At 69.3% G+C, this 16,362-nt stretch carries 14 protein-coding genes; 1 reads left to right on the top strand and 13 read right to left on the bottom strand.

Translation table 11 applies throughout. The features are described from left to right. The first annotated feature begins 149 nt into the window (after window positions 1-149). Window positions 150-764 (top strand): Uma2 family endonuclease, encoded by a 615-nt coding sequence (locus CTZ28_RS31135; RefSeq protein ID WP_121893051.1) that lies wholly within the window; start codon window positions 150-152, stop codon window positions 762-764. Between the two features lie 76 nt (window positions 765-840). Here CTZ28_RS31135 and nuoN read toward each other — a convergent pair whose 3' ends face one another. Genes nuoN through CTZ28_RS31070 form a run of 13 tightly spaced genes read right to left on the bottom strand, consistent with a single transcriptional unit; the run spans window position 841 to window position 16,362 of the window. Next, window positions 841-2,490, bottom strand: a complete 1,650-nt coding sequence (gene nuoN / locus CTZ28_RS31130; protein ID WP_121893050.1) for an NADH-quinone oxidoreductase subunit NuoN — start codon at window positions 2,488-2,490, stop codon at window positions 841-843. Beyond that, window positions 2,487-4,058 carry an NADH-quinone oxidoreductase subunit M gene (locus CTZ28_RS31125; protein ID WP_121893049.1) on the bottom strand — a complete coding sequence of 524 codons (1,572 nt, stop codon included), beginning with the start codon at window positions 4,056-4,058 and terminating at the stop codon, window positions 2,487-2,489. Before CTZ28_RS31125 ends, nuoN begins: the two co-directional genes overlap by 4 nt. Window positions 4,059-4,063: 5 nt before the next feature. Further along, window positions 4,064-5,983 (bottom strand): NADH-quinone oxidoreductase subunit L, encoded by a 1,920-nt coding sequence (gene nuoL, locus CTZ28_RS31120; RefSeq protein ID WP_121893048.1) that lies wholly within the window; start codon window positions 5,981-5,983, stop codon window positions 4,064-4,066. A 15-nt stretch (window positions 5,984-5,998) separates the two neighbouring features. Next, a complete protein-coding gene (gene nuoK / locus CTZ28_RS31115; protein WP_023547474.1) occupies window positions 5,999-6,298 on the bottom strand; it encodes an NADH-quinone oxidoreductase subunit NuoK in 300 nt (99 codons plus the stop codon). After that, window positions 6,295-7,137 (bottom strand): NADH-quinone oxidoreductase subunit J, encoded by an 843-nt coding sequence (locus CTZ28_RS31110; protein ID WP_121893047.1) that lies wholly within the window; start codon window positions 7,135-7,137, stop codon window positions 6,295-6,297. Before CTZ28_RS31110 ends, nuoK begins: the two co-directional genes overlap by 4 nt. Continuing rightward, on the bottom strand, window positions 7,134-7,748 hold the full coding sequence (gene nuoI, locus CTZ28_RS31105) for an NADH-quinone oxidoreductase subunit NuoI (RefSeq protein WP_121893046.1): 615 nt from the start codon (window positions 7,746-7,748) through the stop codon (window positions 7,134-7,136). The genes CTZ28_RS31110 and nuoI overlap by 4 nt, the downstream gene beginning before the upstream one ends. Next, window positions 7,741-9,102 (bottom strand): NADH-quinone oxidoreductase subunit NuoH, encoded by a 1,362-nt coding sequence (nuoH, locus tag CTZ28_RS31100; protein WP_121893045.1) that lies wholly within the window; start codon window positions 9,100-9,102, stop codon window positions 7,741-7,743. Before nuoH ends, nuoI begins: the two co-directional genes overlap by 8 nt. Further along, window positions 9,099-11,603 (bottom strand): NADH-quinone oxidoreductase subunit G, encoded by a 2,505-nt coding sequence (locus CTZ28_RS31095; protein ID WP_121893044.1) that lies wholly within the window; start codon window positions 11,601-11,603, stop codon window positions 9,099-9,101. The genes nuoH and CTZ28_RS31095 overlap by 4 nt, the downstream gene beginning before the upstream one ends. Then, complete coding sequence (nuoF, locus tag CTZ28_RS31090; RefSeq protein ID WP_183154674.1) at window positions 11,600-12,949, bottom strand: NADH-quinone oxidoreductase subunit NuoF; 1,350 nt, start codon at window positions 12,947-12,949, stop codon at window positions 11,600-11,602. Before nuoF ends, CTZ28_RS31095 begins: the two co-directional genes overlap by 4 nt. Next, window positions 12,946-13,728: an NADH-quinone oxidoreductase subunit NuoE gene (nuoE, locus tag CTZ28_RS31085; RefSeq protein WP_121893042.1), complete on the bottom strand. Its 783-nt coding sequence runs from the start codon at window positions 13,726-13,728 to the stop codon at window positions 12,946-12,948. The genes nuoF and nuoE overlap by 4 nt, the downstream gene beginning before the upstream one ends. Continuing rightward, complete coding sequence (locus tag CTZ28_RS31080; protein WP_121893041.1) at window positions 13,725-15,062, bottom strand: NADH-quinone oxidoreductase subunit D; 1,338 nt, start codon at window positions 15,060-15,062, stop codon at window positions 13,725-13,727. Before CTZ28_RS31080 ends, nuoE begins: the two co-directional genes overlap by 4 nt. Further along, the gene (locus tag CTZ28_RS31075; protein WP_121893040.1) at window positions 15,059-15,811 is read right to left on the bottom strand and encodes an NADH-quinone oxidoreductase subunit C; all 753 of its coding nucleotides are present in this window, start codon (window positions 15,809-15,811) and stop codon (window positions 15,059-15,061) included. The genes CTZ28_RS31080 and CTZ28_RS31075 overlap by 4 nt, the downstream gene beginning before the upstream one ends. Further along, on the bottom strand, window positions 15,808-16,362 hold the full coding sequence (locus tag CTZ28_RS31070) for a NuoB/complex I 20 kDa subunit family protein (protein ID WP_037887621.1): 555 nt from the start codon (window positions 16,360-16,362) through the stop codon (window positions 15,808-15,810). The genes CTZ28_RS31075 and CTZ28_RS31070 overlap by 4 nt, the downstream gene beginning before the upstream one ends.

The raw sequence follows: 16,362 nt of genomic DNA, 5'->3' as shown, positions 1-16,362 counted from the left end.
CCACGATAGGGGCCCGGACCGACAGCCCCGTAGTTATCCACAGGCTCTGGCTTCACACTGCGTCAAGGACACGGCAGTCGTTCACACGTTTGCGGGAGACCTGCCCGTTTCCGGCCGATAGTCTGATTGAACCGGCGAGACTCCGTCCCATGGGAGCACAGACGAGCGTCGCGCCGAAGGCGTCCGCGTCCAGCTGGCCGGTCCCGCCTCAAGGCGGCTGGACCGCCGACGACCTGGACCGGCTTCCGGATCTTCCTCCGCACACAGAACTGATCGACGGGAGCCTGGTCTTCGTGAGGCCGCAGACCATCTTTCACGAGCGTGCCACCGACTACTTCAAGTGGCAGCTCCAGTCCCTGGCGCCTGCGGATTTTGAGGTGTTCCGCGAGCTCACCATCGATATCGACCGGCAGAACCGCCCGGAACCGGAGGTGGTCGTCGTGCGTGGGAACGTGGTCGAGGACGCGAACCAGACCCGCTTCCCGGTGGCGGCGGTGATCCTGGCCATCGAGGTCGTCTCCGAGGACTCCGTCTCCCGCGACCGCGAGACCAAGCCCCTGAAGTACGCCCGGGCGAAGATCCCCCACTACTGGCGGGTCGAGAACGAGAAGGGCCGTGCCGCCGTGCACGCCTTCGAACTGGAGCCGACGACCGGCACCTACACCAGCGTGGGGATCTTCCGCGAGCGGATGAAGACGGACGTTCCCTTCTCCGTGGACCTGGACCTCACCCAGATCAGGACGCGCCGCGCCACGCCGCAGTAGCCCGGCACGAGACGGACAGCGGCCCGGCACCTCCCAACGGTGCCGGGCCGCCGCGTACCGCATGCGACGCGACGCGTCAGCGCACGAAGACGCCCGCCTGGTTCGCCAGGTCCAGGAAGTACTGCGGCGCCACACCGAGCACTACCGTGACGGCCACACCGATGCCGATCGTCGCCATCGTCAGCGGCGAGGGCACCGCGACGGTCGGGCCCTCCGGCCGGGGCTCGCTGAAGAACATCAGCACGATCACCCGGATGTAGAAGAACGCCGCGATCGCCGACGAGATCACACCGATGACCACCAGCGGACCCGCGCCGCCCTCGGCCGCCGCCTTGAACACGGCGAACTTCCCGGCGAACCCGGACGTCAGCGGAATGCCCGCGAAGGCCAGCAGGAACACCGCGAACACGGCCGCGACCAGCGGTGAACGCCGGCCGAGCCCGGCCCACCTGGACAGGTGCGTCGCCTCGCCGCCCGCGTCGCGCACCAGGGTGACCACGGCGAACGCGCCGATCGTCACGAAGGAGTACGCGGCCAGGTAGAAGAGGACGGAGGAGACGCCGTCCCTCGAGGTCGCGATGACACCCGCGAGGATGAAGCCCGCGTGCGCGATCGACGAGTACGCCAGCAGTCGCTTGATGTCGGTCTGGGTGATCGCGACGATCGCACCGCCCAGCATGGTGACGATCGCGACCGCCCACATGACCGGCCGCCAGTCCCAGCGCAGACCGGGCAGGACGACGTACAGCAGGCGCAGCAGCGCGCCGAACGCCGCCACCTTGGTGGCCGCCGCCATGAAGCCGGTCACCGGGGTCGGCGCGCCCTGGTAGACGTCCGGGGTCCACATGTGGAAGGGCACCGCGCCCACCTTGAACAGCAGGCCCATCAGCACCATCGCGCCGCCGATCAGCAGCAGCGCGTCGTTGCCCATCGTGTTGGCCAGGGCCGGGTCGACGTCGGTGACCGTGCCGTCGACGACCTGCGCGATCGTCGCGTACGACACCGAGCCCGCGTAGCCGTAGAGCAGCGCGATGCCGAACAGCGTGAACGCGGAGGCGAACGCGCCGAGCAGGAAGTACTTGACCGCGGCCTCCTGCGACATCAGGCGCTTGCGACGGGCGAGCGCGCACAGCAGGTAGAGCGGGAGGGAGAAGACCTCCAGGGCGATGAACAGGGTCAGCAGGTCGTTCGCCGAGGGGAAGACCAGCATGCCGGCGACCGCGAACATCAGCAGCGGGAACACCTCGGTGGTGGTGAACCCGGCCTTCACGGCGGCCTTCTCGCTGTCGCTGCCCGGCACGGACGCGGCCTGCGCGGCGAAGGAGTCGACCCGGTTGCCGTGCGCCTCGGGGTCCAGACGGCGCTCGGCGAAGGTGAACAGGCCGACCAGACCGGCCAGCAGGATCGTCCCCTGCAGGAACAGCGACGGCCCGTCGACGGCGATCGCGCCCATCGCCGCGATGTGCGCCTTCGTCGTGCCGTACCCGTCGGCCGCGAGCGCGACCACCACGGCGAAGGCGGCGCACAGCGCCACGACGGACACGAACACCTGGGCGTGGTAACGGGATCTGCGCGGCACGAACGCCTCGATCAGCACCCCTAGGATCGCCGCGCCGACGATGATCAGGGTCGGCGACAGCTGTCCGTACTCGATCTTCGGCGCGTCGATCTTCGAGATCGGGTCGGCCGCGGTTGTCCACAGGCTGTGGACGGCTGCTGCGCTCACTTGGCCGCCTCCACCTCGGGCTTGGGGTCGGTCTGGTGTACGTCGGACATGGTCTGCCGCACCGCCGGGTTGACGATGTCCGTGACGGGCTTCGGGTAGACGCCCAGGAAGATCAGCAGCACGACGAGCGGTGCCACCACCACGAGCTCACGCACCCGCAGGTCGGGCATCTTGGCGACCTCGGCCTTCACCGGGCCCGTCATCGTCCGCTGGTACAGCACGAGGGTGTAGAGCGCGGCGAGGACGATGCCGAAGGTGGCGATGATGCCGATCGCCGGGTAGCGCGTGAACGTGCCGACCAGGACCAGGAACTCGCTCACGAAGGGCGCCAGGCCCGGCAGGGACAGGGTCGCCAGGCCACCGATCAGGAAGGTGCCCGCGAGCACCGGGGCGACCTTCTGGACCCCGCCGTAGTCCGCGATGAGCCGCGAGCCGCGCCGGGAGATCAGGAAGCCCGCGACCAGCATCAGCGCGGCCGTGGAGATGCCGTGGTTGACCATGTAGAGCGTGGCACCGGACTGGCCCTGGCTGGTCATCGCGAAGATGCCCATGATGATGAAGCCGAAGTGCGAGATCGACGCGTAGGCCACCAGCCGCTTGATGTCGCGCTGGCCGACGGCGAGCAGCGCCCCGTAGATGATGCTGATCAGGGCCAGTACGAGAATGACCGGCGTCGCCCACTTGCTCGCCTCCGGGAACAGCTGGAGGCAGAAGCGGAGCATCGCGAAGGTGCCCACCTTGTCGACGACCGCGGTGATGAGGACGGCGACCGGTGCGGTGGCCTCGCCCATGGCGTTGGGCAGCCAGGTGTGCAGCGGCCACAGGGGCGCCTTCACCGCGAACGCGAAGAAGAAGCCCAGGAACAGCCAGCGCTCGGTGCTGGTCGCCATGTGCAGCGAGCCGTCGGCCCGCGCCTGCGCGATCTCCTGGAGGCTGAAGTTCCCGGCGACCACGTAGACCCCGATCACCGCGGCCAGCATGATCAGACCGCCGACCAGGTTGTAGAGCAGGAACTTCACCGCCGCGTACGACCGTTGTGTCGCCGCCGCTTTCTCCCCGTGCTCGTGGGCACGGTCCCCGAAGCCGCCGATGAGGAAGTACATCGGGATCAGCATGGCTTCGAAGAAGATGTAGAAGACAAAGACGTCGGTGGCCTCGAAGGAGATGATCACCATCGCCTCGACGGCCAGGATCAGGGCGAAGAAGCCCTGGGTCGGCCGCCAGCGGCGGCTGCCGGTCTCCAGCGGGTCGGCGTCGTGCCAGCCCGCGAGGATGATGAACGGGATCAGCAGGGCGGTCAGCGCGACGAGAGCGACCGCGATACCGTCCACGCCCAGCTCGTACCTGACCCCGAAGGCCTTGATCCAGGCATGGGACTCGGTGAGCTGGTAGCGGTCGCCGTCCGGGTCGAAGCGGACCAGGACGACGATCGCCAGGGCGAGCGTGGCGAGCGAGACCAGCAGCGCCAGCCACTTGGCGGCGGTGCGCCGCGCGGCCGGTACGGCCGCCGTGGCGATCGCCCCGACGGCCGGGAGCACCGCCGTCGCTGTCAGCAGGGGAAAGGACATCGGTATCAGACCGCCCTCATCAGCAGGGTCGCGGCGATCAGGAGTGCCACACCGCCGAACATCGAGACCGCGTAACTGCGCGCGAAGCCGTTCTGCACGCGGCGCAGCCGTCCGGAGAGGCCGCCGAAGCCGGCGGCCGTGCCGTTGACGACCCCGTCGACCAGGGTGTGGTCGACGTACACCAGCGAGCGCGTCAGGTGCTCTCCGCCGCGGACCAGGACGACGTGGTTGAAGTCGTCCTGGAGCAGGTCGCGCCGGGCGGCCCGGGTGAGCAGCGAGCCGCGCGGGGCGACCGCGGGGACCGGGCGGCGGCCGTACTGGGCATAGGCGATCGCGCCGCCGATCACCAGCACCACCACCGTGGCGAGGGTGACGGTGAGGGCGCTGACCGGCGAATCGCCGTGCGAGTGGCCGGTGACGGGCTCCAGCCAGTGCAGGAAGCGGTCGCCGATGCCGAAGATCGCGCCGCCGAAGACCGAGCCGACGGCCAGCACGATCATCGGGATCGTCATGACCCTGGGCGACTCGTGCGGATGCGGTTCGTTGCCGTTCTCGTCGGGCTGCCAGCGCTTCTCACCGAAGAACGTCATCAGCATCACGCGGGTCATGTAGTACGCGGTGATGGCCGCGCCGAGCAGGGCCGCGCCGCCGAGGATCCAGCCCTCGGTGCCGCCCTTGGCGAAGGCCGCCTCGATGATCTTGTCCTTGGAGAAGAAGCCGGACAGGCCCGGGAATCCGATGATGGCGAGGTAGCCGAGGCCGAAGGTGATGAAGGTGACCGGCATGTACGTCCGCAGACCGCCGTACTTCCTCATGTCGACCTCGTCGTTCATGCCGTGCATGACCGAACCGGCGCCGAGGAACAGCCCGGCCTTGAAGAAGCCGTGCGTCACCAGGTGCATGATCGCGAAGACGTAGCCGATCGGGCCGAGGCCCGCCGCCAGCACCATGTAGCCGATCTGCGACATCGTCGAACCGGCCAGCGCCTTCTTGATGTCGTCCTTCGCGCAACCGACGATCGCACCGAACAGCAACGTGACCGCGCCGACGACGGTGACGACGAGCTGCGCGTCCGGCGCGGCATTGAAGATCGCCGCCGAGCGGACGATCAGATACACGCCGGCGGTCACCATGGTCGCCGCGTGGATGAGGGCCGAGACCGGGGTCGGGCCCTCCATCGCGTCCCCGAGCCAGGACTGCAGCGGCACCTGGGCGGACTTGCCGCACGCGGCGAGCAGCAGCATCAGGGCGATCGCGGTGAGCTTGCCCTCGGAGGCGCCGCCCGCGAGGCCGGGTTCGGCGTGGGTGCCGAGCAGCGGGCCGAACGCGAAGGTGCCGAAGGTGGTGAACATCAGCATGATCGCGATCGAGAGACCCATGTCGCCGACGCGGTTGACCAGGAAGGCCTTCTTCGCCGCGGTCGCCGCGCTCGGCTTGTGCTGCCAGAAGCCGATCAGCAGGTAGGAGGCGAGGCCGACGCCCTCCCAGCCGACGTACAGCAGCAGGTAGTTGTCGGCGAGGACGAGCAGCAGCATCGCCGCGAGGAACAGGTTCAGATAGCCGAAGAAGCGGCGCCGCCGCTCGTCGTGCTCCATGTACCCGATCGAGTACAGGTGGATCAGCGAGCCGACGCCCGTGATCAGCAGCACGAACGTCATCGACAGCTGGTCGAGGCGGAAGGCGACGTCCGCCTGGAAGCCCTCGACCGGGATCCAGCTGAACAGGTGCTGGGTGAGCGTGCGGTGTTCGGCGTCCTTGCCGAGCAGGTCGGCGAAGAGGATCACGCCGATCACGAAGGAGGCCGCCGACAGGAGCGTGCCGACCCAGTGGCCGACGGCGTCCAGCCGCCGGCCGCCGACCAGCAGGACGGCCGCTCCGAGCAGGGGCGCCGCGATCAGCAGCGCGATCAGGTTCTCTGCGTTCATACGGTCCAGCGCCCCCTACAGCTTCATCAGGCTGGCGTCGTCGACCGAGGCCGAGTGGCGGGTACGGAACAGCGACACGATGATCGCGAGCCCGACCACGACCTCCGCGGCGGCGACGACCATCGTGAAGAAGGCGATGATCTGGCCGTCGAGATTGCCGTGCATCCGGGAGAAGGTGACGAACGCCAGGTTGCACGCGTTGAGCATCAGCTCGATGCACATGAACACGACGATCGCGTTGCGTCTGATGAGCACGCCCGTGGCGCCGATCGTGAACAACAGGGCGGCGAGATAGAGGTAGTTGACGGGATTCACTTCGACGCCTCCTCGGGCCGCTTGGCGATCGACGGCTCGATCTCGGTGCGCTCCAGCCGCTCCTCCGCGCGCCGCTCCAGGGCCCGCAGGTCGTTGAGCGCCTCCGTCGACACGTCACGGACCTGGCCGCGCTCGCGCAGCGTCTTGTTGACCGTCAGCTCGGACGGGGTGCCGTCGGGCAGCAGGCCGGCGATGTCCACCGCGTTGTGCCGGGCGTAGACACCGGGGGCCGGCAGCGGCGGCAGGTGCACTCCCTCGCGCACCCGCTGCTCGGCCAGCTCGCGCTGGGTCCTGGGCCGCTCGGTGCGCTCCCGGTGGGTGAGCACCATGGCGCCGACGGCGGCCGTGATGAGCAGCGCGCCGGTGATTTCGAAGGCGAAGACGTACTTGGTGAAGATGAGGGCGGCGAGGCCCTCCACATTGCCGTTCGCGTTCGCCCGGCCGGTGCCGTTGAACTGCTTCAGGGAGGCGTTCGCGATGCCCGCGAACAGCAGGATGCCGAAGCCGGCCCCGCACAGCAGGGCCAGCCAGCGCTGCCCCTTGATGGTCTCCTTCAGGGAGTCCGCCGCGGTCACGCCGACGAGCATCACCACGAACAGGAACAGCATCATGATCGCGCCGGTGTACACGACGATCTGCACGATGCCCAGGAAGTAGGCGCCGTTGGCGAGGTAGAACACCGCCAGGACGATCATGGTTCCGGCGAGGCAGAGCGCGCTGTGCACGGCCCTCCTCATGAAGACGGTGCCCAGGGCGCCCAGCACGGCGACGGTGCCGAGCACCCAGAACTGGAAGGCCTCCCCGGTGGAGGTGGTGTACGCGGCGAGTGGCGCGGTCATGCCTCCACCTCCTCTTCCTGGGGCTCTTCCTGGGGCTTCTCGCCCTTGGAGACGGCGGCCTGGCGCACGGTGCCCGGCGCGGCCTCGGTGACGAGCCCGCGGTAGTAGTCCTGCTCGTCCATGCCCGGGAAGATCGCGTGCGGTGTGTCGACCATGCCCTCGTCGAGACCGGCGAGCAGTTGCTCCTTGGTGTAGATGAGGTTGGCCCGGCTGGAGTCGGCCAGCTCGAACTCGTTGGTCATCGTGAGCGCGCGGGTGGGGCACGCCTCGATGCACAGGCCGCACAGGATGCAGCGGGCGTAGTTGATCTGGTAGACGCGGCCGTACCGCTCGCCCGGCGAGTAGCGCTCCTCGTCGGTGTTGTCGGCGCCCTCCACATAGATGGCGTCGGCGGGGCAGGCCCAGGCGCACAGCTCGCAGCCGATGCACTTCTCCAGGCCGTCCGGATGGCGGTTGAGCTGGTGCCGTCCGTGGAACCGCGGGGCCGTGGTCTTCTTCTGTTCCGGGTACTGCTCGGTCAGCCGCTTCTTGAACATGGCCTTGAAGGTCACGCCGAAGCCGGCCACGGGGTTCTGGAAACCGGGCTTGGTCTCCTTGGGCTCCTCAGCCATCGGACGCCTCCTTTCCATCCGAAGATCCGTCACTGACAGTGTCCGACCCGCCACTGACAATCAGCTCCCGCTCGCGGCGCGAGCGGCGCCTCGGCACCGGTGGCAGTTCCTGTCCGGGCAGCGGCGGCACGGGGAATCCGCCCGCCATCGGGTCGAATCCCGGTTCCCCGACCGGCCGTTCGGCCGCCTTCGCCTTCTCCATGAACATGTCGACGACGATGGAGAGAATCAGCAGGGTGAGGACGGCACCGCCCACGTAGAGGGCGATGTCGGTGAAGTTGTAGTTCTCGTTCCGCAGGGCCCGCACGGTGGCGACGAGCATCAGCCACACCACGGAGACCGGGATGAGGACCTTCCAGCCGAGCTTCATCAGCTGGTCGTAGCGGACGCGCGGGAGCGTGCCGCGCAGCCAGATGAAGAAGAACAGCAGCAACTGGACCTTGACGACGAACCAGAGCATCGGCCACCAGCCGTGGTTCGCGCCCTCCCAGAACGTGCTGATCGGCCACGGGGCCCGCCACCCGCCGAGGAAGAGCGTGGTCGCCACGGCCGAGACCGTCACCATGTTCACGTACTCGGAGAGCATGAACATCGCGAACTTGATCGACGAGTACTCGGTGTTGAAGCCGCCCACCAGGTCGCCCTCGGACTCCGGCATGTCGAAGGGGGCGCGGTTGGTCTCGCCGATCATCGTGACGATGTAGAGGACGAAGGAGACCGGCAGCAGCAGGATGTACCACTGGTCGTGCTGCCGTTCGACGATCGTCGACGTGGACATCGACCCCGAGTAGAGGAACACCGAGGCGAACGCCGCGCCCATGGCGATCTCGTAGGAGATCATCTGCGCGCAGGAGCGCAGGCCGCCGAGGAGCGGGTAGGTCGATCCGGAGCTCCAGCCGGCGAGGACGATGCCGTAGATGCCGACCGAGGCGACCGCGAGGATGAAGAGCATCGCGATCGGCAGGTCGGTGAGCTGCATCGTGGTGCGCCGGCCGAAGATCGAGACCTCGTTGCCGGCCGGGCCGAAGGGGATCACCGCGATCGCCATGAACGCCGGGATGGCGGCGACGATCGGCGCGAGGACGTAGACCACCTTGTCCGCGCGCTTGACGACGACGTCCTCCTTGAGCATCAGCTTGATGCCGTCGGCGAGCGACTGGAGCATGCCCCAGGGGCCGTGCCGGTTGGGGCCGATGCGCAGCTGCATCCAGGCGACGACCTTGCGCTCCCACACGATGGAGAACAGCACGGTCAGCATCAGGAAGGCGAAGCAGAACACCGCCTTGACGACGACCAGCCACCAGGGGTCGGTGCCGAACATCGAGAGGTCTTCAGCGGCGACGTAGGTGCTCATGCCTCCACCTCCTTGGGGGCCTGGTCGGCGGGTGTCGCCGGGCCGATACGGACGAGGGAGCCGGGCCGGGCCCCGGTGTCGGAGGCGACGCCGCCGCCCACGGAGTTCAGCGGGAGCCACACCACCCGGTCGGGCATCTCGGTGACCTGGAGCGGGAGTTCGACGGTCCCTGCGGGGCCGGTCACGGTGAGGACCTCGCCGTCCGCGACGCCCGACTCGGCGGCCGTCGCGGCCGACACGCGTACGCGTGCCGCGTGCCGGGTCCCGGCCAGCGCCTCGTCGCCCTGCTGCAGGGCGCCCCGGTCGAGCAGCAGCCGGTGCCCGGCGAGCAGGGCCTCGCCGACGGCCGGACGCGGCGGCGCGGCCGCCGTCTCCAGCGGATCGGCGGCCCGCGGCCCGTCCCAGGCGCCGAGCCGGTCCAGTTCCGCGCGCGTGGTGCGCAGGTCCGGCAGGCCCAGGTGGACGTCCATGGCGTCGGCCAGCATCTGCAGCACGCGCGCGTCGGTCGGCGGCAGCCGCCGGGTCATCTGGTCGGGCTTGAGCGCGGCCTCGAAGAAGCGGGCCCGGCCCTCCCAGTTGAGGAAGGTGCCGGTCTTCTCGGCGACCGCGGCGACCGGGAGCACGACGTCGGCGTGCTCGCTGACCTCGCTGGGCCGTAGTTCCAGCGACACCACGAAGCCGGCCTCGGACAGTGCCCCACGCGCGCGTGCCGGATCGGGCAGGTCGGCGATCTCCACGCCCGCGACGAGCAGCGCCTGCAGCTCGCCGCTCGCGGCGGCGGCCACGATCTCGCCGGTGTCGCGGCCGTAGCGGTGCGGGAGTTCGGACAGGCCCCAGGCCGCCGCGACCTCCTCACGCGCGCGCGGGTCGGTCGCCGGCCGTCCGCCCGGCAGCAGTGACGGCAGCGCGCCCGCCTCGATCGCCCCGCGTTCCCCGGCCCGGCGCGGGATCCACGCCAGCCGGGCGCCGGTCGCGGCCGCGGCCCGCACGGCGGCGGTGAGGCCGCCGGCCACCCCGGCCAGCCGCTCGCCGACGACGATCACCGCGCCGTCGGCGCGCAGCGCCTCGGCCGCCGTGGTCCCGGCGCCTTCCAGGCCGAAGCCGCTGGCGAGCGCGTCCAGCCATTCGGTCTCGGTGCCCGGAGCCGCGGCCAGCAGCGTGCCGCCGGTCTTCTCCAGGCCCCGGGTGGCGTGTGTGGCCAGCGAGAACACCTGCTGCTTGTGCTTGCGCCAGGCCTTGCGCAGCCGCAGGAAGACGCCGGGCGCCTCCTCCTCCGACTCGAACCCGACCAGCAGGACGGCGGGGGCCTTCTCCAGCAGGGTGTACGTGACGCCCGTACCGTCGAGGTCACGGCCGCGGCCGGCGACCCGGGAGGCCAGGAAGTCGGCCTCCTCGCCGCTGTGCACGCGCGCGCGGAAGTCGATGTCGTTGGTGTCGAGCGCCACGCGCGCGAACTTGCTGTAGGCGTACGCGTCCTCGACGGTCAGCCGACCGCCGGTGAGGACGCCGGTCCTGCCGCGCGAGGCCAGCAGCCCCTGGGCGGCGATCTGCAGGGCGTCCGGCCAGGACGCCGGCTTCAGCTCGCCCTCCGCGTCGCGTACCAGAGGAGTGTCGAGCCGGTCCTTCAACTGGGCGTACCGGAAGGCGAACCGCCCCTTGTCGCAGATCCACTCCTCGTTGACCTCGGGGTCGTTGGCGGCGAGCCGCCGCATGACCTTGCCGCGCCGGTGGTCCGTGCGTGTCGCGCAGCCGCCGGAGCAGTGCTCGCACACGGACGGCGAGGACACCAGGTCGAAGGGGCGGGAGCGGAACCGGTAGGCCGCGGACGTGAGCGCGCCGACCGGGCAGATCTGGATGGTGTTCCCGGAGAAGTACGACTCGAAGGGGTCGCCCTCGCCGGTGCCGACCTGCTGGAGCGCGCCCCGCTCGATCAGCTCGATCATCGGGTCGCCCGCGATCTGGTTGGAGAACCGGGTGCAGCGGGCGCACAGCACGCACCGCTCGCGGTCGAGCAGCACCTGCGTGGAGATGGGGACGGGCTTCTCGTAGGTCCGCTTGCGCCCCTCGAAGCGGGACTCGGCGTTGCCGTGCGACATCGCCTGGTTCTGCAGCGGGCACTCGCCGCCCTTGTCGCAGACCGGGCAGTCCAGCGGGTGGTTGATGAGCAGCAGCTCCATCACACCGTGCTGGGCCTTCTCGGCGACCGGCGAGGTGAGCTGGGTCTTCACCACCATCCCGTCCGTGCAGTTGATCGTGCAGGACGCCATGGGCTTGCGCTGGCCCTCGACCTCCACGATGCACTGCCGGCAGGCGCCGGCCGGATCGAGGAGGGGATGGTCGCAGAAGCGGGGGATCTCGATGCCGAGTTGCTCGGCGGCCCGGATGACCAGGGTGCCCTTGGGCACGCTGATCTCGACGCCGTCGATCGTCAGCGTGACGAGGTCCTCCGGCGGGACCGCCGCTTCTCCCCCGCCTGAGGGAGCGCTGGTGGTCACGGTCATGCGTTCACCTCCGGGCGATCGGCCCAGGCAGTCGACTTGGCCGGGTCGAAGGGGCAGCCCCGGCCCGTGATGTGCTGCTCGTACTCCTCGCGGAAGTGCTTGAGCGAGGAGAAGATCGGCGAGGCGGCGCCGTCGCCGAGGGCGCAGAAGGACTTGCCGTTGATGTTGTCGGCGATGTCGGCGAGCTTGTCGAGGTCGGCCATGGCACCCTTGCCGGCCTCGATGTCCCGCAGCAACTGCACGAGCCAGTACGTTCCTTCGCGGCAGGGGGTGCACTTGCCGCAGGACTCGTGGGCGTAGAACTCGGTCCAGCGGGTCACCGCGCGCACGACGCAGGTCGTCTCGTCGAAGCACTGCAGGGCCTTGGTGCCGAGCATGGAACCCGCGGCGCCCACTCCTTCGTAGTCAAGGGGGACGTCGAGGTGCTCGTCGGTGAACATCGGCGTCGAGGAGCCGCCCGGCGTCCAGAACTTGAGGCGGTGGCCGGGGCGCATCCCGCCGCTCATGTCGAGGAGCTGGCGCAGGGTGATGCCGAGCGGCGCCTCGTACTGGCCGGGGCTCGCGACGTGGCCGCTGAGCGAGTAGAGCGTGAAGCCGGGAGACTTCTCGCTGCCCATCGCCCTGAACCATTCCTTGCCGTTTTTCAGGATGGCGGGAACCGACGCGATGGATTCGACGTTATTCACCACAGTCGGGCAGGCATAGAGCCCTTCGACAGCAGGGAAGGGGGGACGCAGCCGCGGTTGGCCGCGGCGGCCCTCGAGCGAGTCGAGCAGCGCGGTCTCCTCACCGCAGATGTACGCGCCGGCGCCGGCGTGCACGGTGAGGTCGAGGTCGAGTCCGCTGCCCAGGATGTTCTCGCCGAGGTAGCCGGCCGCGCGGGCCTCGCGCACGGCCTCGTGCAACCGCCGCAGAACGGGGACGACTTCACCACGCAGATAGATGAAGGCATGAGACGACCTGATGGCATAACACGCGATGACAATGCCCTCGATGAGGCTATGCGGGTTCGCGAAGAGGAGCGGGATGTCCTTGCATGTCCCGGGCTCCGATTCGTCGGCGTTGACAACTAGATAGTGCGGTTTTCCATCCCCCTGGGGAATGAACTGCCATTTCATTCCCGTCGGGAATCCCGCGCCGCCGCGCCCGCGCAGACCGGAGTCCTTGACGTACGCGATCAGGTCGTCCGGCGACATGGCGAGCGCCTTGCGCAGCCCCTCGTACCCCTCGTGCCTGCGGTACACGTCCAGCGTCCAGGACCTGTCCTCGTCCCAGAAGGCCGACAGCACGGGTGCGAGCAGCTTCTCGGGGCTGTGGTCCTTGAGTTCGGCCTCCACGGTCATCACTCCCCCTCCTCTGTGGCCTGGCCGGCGGGCGGCGTGTCCTGGGGCTCCTGGGCTCGCGGATGGACCACGCGCGCGGGTGCGGTCTCTCCCTTGGCCAGGCGGAGGCCCACCAGCGAGGCGGGTCCCGCGCTGCCGCTCTCCTCGACGGCCCCGGGCCGCTCGTCGGGGAAGCCGGCCAGGATGCGAGCGGTCTCCTTGAAGGTGCACAGGCGCGCCCCGCGCGTGGGCTCGACGGGGCGTCCCTCGCGGAGGTCGTCCACGAGACGGGTGGCGCTCGCCGGCGTCTGGTTGTCGAAGAACTCCCAGTTGACCATCATGACCGGCGCGAAGTCGCAGGCCGCGTTGCACTCGATGTGCTCCAGGGTGACCTTGCCGTCGTCGGTGGTCTCGCCGTTGCCGACACCCAGGTGCTCCTGGAGCGTCTCGAAGATCGCGTCACCGCCCATGACCGCGCACAGCGTGTTGGTGCACACGCCCACCTGGTAGTCACCGGACGGCTTGCGCCGGTACATGGTGTAGAAGGTGGCGACCGCGGTGACCTCGGCCGTGGTCAGGTGCAGCGTGTCCGCGCAGAACTGCATCCCGGTGCGCGTGACGTGGCCCTCCTCCGACTGCACGAGGTGCAGCAGCGGCAGCAGGGCGGACCGGGAGTCGGGGTAGCGCGCGATGATCTCGCGCGCGTCGGCCTCCAGCCGGGCCCGTACGTCGTCCGGGTACGCGGGCGCGGGCAGTTCCGGCATGCCCAGGCTGACGCCCCGCTCCGAAGAAGAGGTGGTCACCGGTCGACGCCTCCCATCACGGGGTCGATGGACGCTACGGCGACGATCACGTCGGCGACCTGGCCGCCCTCGCACATCGCCGCCATGGCCTGCAGGTTGGTGAAGGACGGGTCGCGGAAGTGGACCCGGTAGGGGCGGGTGCCGCCGTCGGAGACGACGTGCACCCCGAGCTCGCCCTTGGGTGACTCGACCGCCGCGTACGCCTGTCCCGGCGGGACGCGGAAGCCTTCCGTGACGAGCTTGAAGTGGTGGATCAGGGCCTCCATGGAGGTGCCCATGATCTTCTTGATGTGGTCGAGGGAGTTGCCGAGCCCGTCCGGTCCGAGGGCGAGCTGGGCGGGCCAGGCGATCTTCTTGTCGGCGACCATGACCGGTCCTGGCTGGAGCCGGTCCAGGCACTGTTCGACGATCCTGAGCGACTGGCGCATCTCCTCCAGGCGGACCAGGAAGCGCCCGTAGGCGTCGCAGCTGTCGGCGGTCGGGATGTCGAAGTCGTACGTCTCGTAGCCACAGTACGGCTGTGCCTTGCGCAGGTCGTGCGGCAGGCCGGCGGAGCGCAGGATCGGGCCGGTGGCGCCGAGGGCCATGCAGCCGGCCAGGTCGAGATAGCCGATGTCCTGCATGCGGGCCTTGAAGATGGGGTTCCCGGTGGCGAGCTTGTCGTACTCCGGGAGGTTCTTCTTCATCTTCTTCACGAACTCGCGGATCTGGTCCACCGCGCCGGGCGGCAGGTCCTGGGCGAGTCCGCCGGGCCGGATGTACGCGTGGTTCATCCTGAGGCCCGTGATGAGCTCGTAGATGTCGAGAATCATCTCTCGGTCACGGAACCCGTAGATCATGATCGTGGTGGCGCCCAGCTCCATGCCGCCGGTGGCGATGCACACCAGGTGCGAGGACATCCGGTTCAGCTCCATCAGGAGCACCCGGATGATCTCGGCCCGCTCGGTGATCTCGTCCTCGATGCCGAGGAGCTTCTCGACGGCGAGGCAGTAGGCGGTCTCGTTGAAGAAGGACGTCAGGTAGTCCATGCGCGTCACGAACGTGGTGCCCTGCGTCCACGTCCGGTATTCGAGGTTCTTCTCGATACCGGTGTGCAGGTAGCCGATGCCACAGCGGGCCTCGGTGACCGTCTCGCCCTCGATCTCCAGGATCAGCCGGAGCACCCCGTGGGTGGAGGGGTGCTGGGGCCCCATGTTGACGACGATGCGCTCGTCGTCGGCACGGGTCGCCGACTGGACGACCTCGTCCCAGTCGCCGCCGGTGACCGTGTAGACGGTGCCCTCGGTCGTCTCGCGCGCCGACGCCGACGCCGCGGATGCTGACTGCGTGCTCACGAGTAAGACCTCCGCTGGTCCGGAGCCGGGATCTGGGCGCCCTTGTACTCGACGGGGATGCCGCCGAGCGGGTAGTCCTTGCGCTGCGGATGGCCCTGCCAGTCGTCCGGCATCATGATCCGCGTGAGGGCCGGGTGACCGTCGAAGACGATGCCGAAGAAGTCGTAGGTCTCGCGCTCGTGCCAGTCGTTGGTCGGATACACGGCGACCAGCGACGGGATGTGCGGCTCGCTGTCCGGGGCGCTGGCTTCGAGGCGGATCAGCCGGTTGTGGGTGATCGAGCGCAGGTGGTAGACGGCGTGCAGCTCGCGTCCCTTGTCCTGCGGGTAGTGGACGCCGCTGACGCCGGTGCACAGCTCGAAGCGCAGCGCCGGGTCGTCGCGCAGGGTGCGGGCGACCTGGACCAGGTACGCGCGCTCGATGTGGAAGGTCAGCTCGCCCCGGTCGACGACGGTCTTCTCGATGGCGTTGTCCGGGACGAGTCCCTGCTCCTCCAGGGCGCCCTCGAGTTCGTCGGCGACCTCGTCGAACCAGCCCCCGTACGGGCGGGTGGCCGGTCCCGGGAGCCGGACCGAGCGCACCAGGCCGCCGTAGCCGGAGGTGTCACCGCCGTTGTTGGCGCCGAACATGCCGCGCTGGACGCGGATCTCCTCACCGCCCTCGCCGCGCCGGCCGGGCAGGTTGGCGGCGGCGAGGTCCTTCTCGGGGTTCACGCCGTTCGCGCCGCCGGTGCCGTTCGCGTCGCTCATCGCAGCAGCCCCTTCATCTCGATCGTGGGCAGGGCCTTGAGCGCCGCCTCCTCCGCCTCGCGGGCCGCTTCCTCGGCGTTCACGCCGAGCTTGGTGGACTGGATCTTCTGGTGGAGCTTGAGGATCGCGTCCATCAGCATCTCGGGCCGGGGCGGACAGCCGGGGAGGTAGATGTCGACCGGGACGATGTGGTCGACGCCCTGGACGATCGCGTAGTTGTTGAACATGCCGCCCGAGGAGGCGCAGACGCCCATGGAGATCACCCACTTCGGGTTGGGCATCTGGTCGTAGACCTGGCGCAGCACCGGCGCCATCTTCTGGCTGACCCGGCCCGCGACGATCATGAGGTCCGCCTGGCGCGGCGAGCCGCGGAAGACCTCCATGCCGAAGCGCGCCAGGTCGTAGCGGCCGGCCCCGGTCGTCATCATCTCGATGGCGCAGCAGGCGAGTCCGAACGTCGCGGGGAAGACGGACGACTTGCGCACCCAGCCCGCGGCCTGCTCGACGGTGGTCAGCAGGAAACCGCTCGGCAGCTTTTCTTCGAGTCCCAT

Origin of the sequence: Streptomyces shenzhenensis, from assembly GCF_003688995.1 — a bacterium.
Taxonomy (GTDB): domain Bacteria; phylum Actinomycetota; class Actinomycetes; order Streptomycetales; family Streptomycetaceae; genus Streptomyces; species Streptomyces shenzhenensis_A.
Note: the sequence above shows the minus strand (reverse complement) of the source record. Positions and strands in the feature narration are given on the sequence as shown.